Annotated in this window: 6 protein-coding genes; all 6 read left to right on the plus strand. The window is 44.5% G+C overall.

Annotated elements, in window-relative coordinates; translation table 11 throughout:
* On the plus strand, positions 1-278 hold a 278-nt coding region (locus tag CCU_RS11935; RefSeq protein ID WP_208896218.1), incomplete at its 5' end, for a DNA-binding protein.
* A 30-nt stretch (positions 279-308) separates the two neighbouring features.
* Entirely contained in the window at positions 309-1,655 is a 1,347-nt protein-coding gene (gene ffh / locus CCU_RS11940) for a signal recognition particle protein (RefSeq protein WP_015534850.1), read from the plus strand.
* A 25-nt stretch (positions 1,656-1,680) separates the two neighbouring features.
* Positions 1,681-1,926, plus strand: a complete 246-nt coding sequence (rpsP, locus tag CCU_RS11945) for a 30S ribosomal protein S16 (RefSeq protein ID WP_004851225.1) — start codon at positions 1,681-1,683, stop codon at positions 1,924-1,926.
* Between the two features lie 102 nt (positions 1,927-2,028).
* Positions 2,029-2,256, plus strand: a complete 228-nt coding sequence (locus tag CCU_RS11950) for a KH domain-containing protein (RefSeq protein ID WP_004851223.1) — start codon at positions 2,029-2,031, stop codon at positions 2,254-2,256.
* 123 nt (positions 2,257-2,379) lie between these two features.
* Positions 2,380-2,922: a ribosome maturation factor RimM gene (gene rimM / locus CCU_RS11955; protein ID WP_015534851.1), complete on the plus strand. Its 543-nt coding sequence runs from the start codon at positions 2,380-2,382 to the stop codon at positions 2,920-2,922.
* A gap of 49 nt (positions 2,923-2,971) precedes the next feature.
* A complete protein-coding gene (trmD, locus tag CCU_RS11960; RefSeq protein ID WP_015534852.1) occupies positions 2,972-3,697 on the plus strand; it encodes a tRNA (guanosine(37)-N1)-methyltransferase TrmD in 726 nt (241 codons plus the stop codon).
* Positions 3,698-3,700: the final 3 nt, after the last annotated feature.

Below are 3,700 nucleotides of genomic sequence, written 5' to 3' on the forward strand. Positions count from 1 at the left end.
AGGATGTTGTGAACAATGACATGTCTTACTCAGAGATAGCGAGACTCAACAACATAAGCAGACAGGGCGTATATGATATGGTAAGGCGCTGTGACAAGATTCTCGAGGAGTATGAGGAGAAGCTTATGCTGGTACATAAGTTCATGAAGGCACAGGAACAGGTTCAGAAGATCAAGGAATGTGCGGATGAGCTCAAGGCGATGAACTCGGATGAACGGCTTGCGGGCAGAATTGAAGATATAGTGAATTATTCAGATAAGATACTCGAAGATTTCTGATGATAGATAATATCAGAAGGGAGAATGTCTATGGCATTTGACAGTTTATCAGATAAACTGCAGAACGTATTTAAGAAGCTGAGAAGCAAGGGCGTACTTACAGAAGATGATGTCAAGGAGGCTATGAAGGAAGTTAAAAGAGCACTTCTTGAGGCCGACGTTAACTTCAAAGTTGTCAAGTCATTTGTCAAGTCGGTGAGTGACAGAGCTGTAGGAGAGGAAGTTCTCAAGGGTCTGAATCCTGGACACATGGTCATCAAGATCGTTAAGGAAGAGATGGATAAGCTCATGGGCTCTGAGATGACAGAGATCAAGCTCAGACCATCCAATGAGATCACGATCATCATGATGTGTGGACTTCAGGGAGCAGGTAAGACCACCACGGCGGCAAAGCTTGCGTATCAGTTCAAGAACAAAGGCAAGAAGCCACTTCTTGTGGCATGTGATGTATACAGACCGGCGGCTATAAAGCAGCTGCAGGTGAATGGTGAGAAGGTTGGAGTTCCTGTGTTTGCCATGGGAGACAACAACAAGCCACTGGATATTGCGAAGGCGGCAGTACAGCATGCAGCCAAGAACAATATCAATCTGGTGTTCCTTGACACCGCAGGACGTCTTCATGTTGATGAGGACATGATGAACGAGCTTGCAGAGATAAAGGAGAATCTGGACATTGCCTACACCATACTGACTGTGGATTCCATGACAGGTCAGGATGCAGTCAATGTAGCGACAACGTTCAATGACAAGATAGGTATAGATGGTGTCATCCTCACAAAGCTGGATGGTGATACCAGAGGCGGTGCCGCACTGTCGATCAAGGCAGTCACAGGCAAGCCGATCCTGTACTCAGGTATGGGAGAGAAGCTTACCGATCTGGAGCCATTTTACCCGGATCGTATGGCGAGCCGAATCCTCGGAATGGGTGATGTAGAGTCACTTATTGAGAAAGCCCAGTCGGCCATTGACGAGGAGAAGGCCAAAGAGATGGAACAGAAGTTCCGCAAAGCAAGTTTTGATTTCAACGATTTTCTTGATCAGATGGCTCAGCTTGAGCAGATGGGCGGCATGCAGGAGATCCTTTCCATGATGCCTGGCATGGCAAGTCAGATGAAGAATGTTGAGATAGATGAGAACGCTGCTAAAACACCAAAAGCAATCGTTCTGTCCATGACACCTAGAGAGCGTTCACTCCAGGATCCGATATCGCCGTCAAGAAAGAAGCGTATCGCAGATGGAGCAGGTGTCCAGATAGCAGATGTGAATCGCTTCCTTAAACAGTTTGAACAGTCTAAGAAGATGATGAAGCAGATGTCAGGCATGATGGGCGGAAAGAGAAGACGCGGTGGTTTTAAAATGCCTTTTGGCTTAAGATAATTAATATTTAGGAGGAACAAGAACAATGGCAGTAAAGATTAGATTAAGAAGAATGGGTTATAAGAAGCATCCTTTCTACAGAGTAATCGTAGCAGATTCAAGATCACCAAGAGATGGTAGATTCATCGAGGAGATCGGAACATATGATCCTAACCAGGAGCCATCTGTAGTAAAGATTGACGAGGAGGCTGCAAAGAAGTGGTTAGCTACAGGAGCACAGCCAACTGAGTCAGTTGCAAAGTTATTAAAGCAGGCAGGTATCGAGAAGTAATTTTACGGATGTATCAGCTTTTCTATGAAAAGCTGATATGCAGCGCCAGCCATCGACGAAGTCGATTTTGCATGGCTGGTGTTCCATTTGGGAGGTATAGAGATGAAAGATTTAGTAGAAATCATTGCAAAGTCCCTAGTAGATCATCCTGAGCAGATAGCTGTAACCGAGACTGAAGAAGACGGCATAATAAAGATAGACCTTACAGTCGCACCAGAAGACATGGGTAAGGTAATCGGCAAGCAGGGCAGAATAGCCAAATCCATCCGTACAGTTGTCAAGGCAGCTGCTTCAAAGGGTGATAAGAAGGTTGTCGTTGATATTAAGTAGAACTGCATAGGCAGGATAAGTGGTATTTCTTAATCTTCATATGACAGAGGATTTATTACCGAGTTAAGAGGGGGAGTTTATACTCCCCCTTATATTATATATGAGTTATATATAGGAGATAGAATGGAACACAACACAGAAGACAGACTCAGAGTAGGAGTGATAACCTCAAGCCATGGTATAAAGGGCGAGGTTAAGGTATATCCGACAACGGATGACAATGATCGTTTCAAGACCTTGAAGAAGTGCTATCTGTCAAATGGCAGAGAGACTTTGGAGGTTAATTGTACATCTTGCAAATTTTTGAAAAATATGGTTATTCTTAAGTTCAAAGAATACGATAACATAAATGATATAGAGCGTTTTAAGAACTATGACATACTTGTTGACAGGGAGGATGCAGTTCCTCTCATGGATGGAGAGTTCTTCATCTGTGATGTCCTTGACGCTGATGTATATGATCAGAATGACGAGCACATAGGAATCCTTGACGACGTGTTGGAGACTCCGGCAAATGATGTATTTGTCGTTAAGAAGGATGATGGCAGCGAGATCCTTATACCTGTAGTACCGGATTTCGTGTTCGATGTTGACACAGAGAATAAGAAGGTCAAGGTCAGAACATTTGAGATGGTAGAAGCAGATGATTCAGATGACGAGGATTGATCGCATACAGACGTTTGGTGAGATGATGAACATATACTAGGAGCGGACTATGAATTTTTATATTTTGACACTTTTCCCCGAGATGGTTATGAATGGACTTTCAACGAGTATCACGGGAAGGGCCATAGAGTCGGGAAAACTTCATATAGAAGCTATAAATATAAGAGATTACACCCAGGATAAACACAATCATGTGGATGATTACCCATATGGGGGAGGCGCAGGCATGGTCATGCAGGCGCAGCCTGTGTATGATGCATACACGGCACTGGTGGAGAAGCTTGGCAGAAAACCATGGGTCATATATATGACTCCGCAGGGAAGAACCTTCAATCAGGGTATTGCACAGGAGCTCTCGGAGAAGGAGGACATAGTTCTTCTGTGTGGCCATTACGAGGGAATAGATGAGAGGGTCCTTGAGATGATAGTCGATGACTATATGTCCATAGGCGATTTTGTGCTGACTGGCGGAGAACTTCCAGCCATGGCTATCGTGGATGCTGTGTCTCGTCTTGTTCCAGGGGTTCTGAATAACGAGGACAGTGCTGAGATAGAGACTTTTTATAACAATCTGCTTGAGTATCCGCAGTATACCAGGCCTCCTGAATTCATGGGGAAGAAGGTCCCGGATGTACTGCTTTCGGGCAACCATAAGCTCATAAATGAGTGGCGACTTGAACAGTCTATCACCAGGACGAAGGAGCACAGGCCGGACATGTACGAGAAGTATATGATCGAGAATCCTCCTAAGGAGAAAAAGAAACGAAGAAAATAGCAG

The sequence above is a fragment of the Coprococcus sp. ART55/1 genome, from assembly GCF_000210595.1.
Classification (GTDB): Bacteria; Bacillota; Clostridia; order Lachnospirales; family Lachnospiraceae; genus Coprococcus; species Coprococcus aceti.

Excerpts from the sequence above, each read along its gene's own strand:
- ffh (WP_015534850.1), top strand. The coding sequence starts at position 309 with ATGGCATTTGACAGTTTATCAGATAAACTGCAGAACGTATTTAAGAAG.
- rpsP (WP_004851225.1), top strand. The coding sequence starts at position 1,681 with ATGGCAGTAAAGATTAGATTAAGAAGAATGGGTTATAAGAAGCATCCT.
- rimM (WP_015534851.1), top strand. The coding sequence starts at position 2,380 with ATGGAACACAACACAGAAGACAGACTCAGAGTAGGAGTGATAACCTCA.
- CCU_RS11950 (WP_004851223.1), top strand. The coding sequence starts at position 2,029 with ATGAAAGATTTAGTAGAAATCATTGCAAAGTCCCTAGTAGATCATCCT.
- trmD (WP_015534852.1), top strand. The coding sequence starts at position 2,972 with ATGAATTTTTATATTTTGACACTTTTCCCCGAGATGGTTATGAATGGA.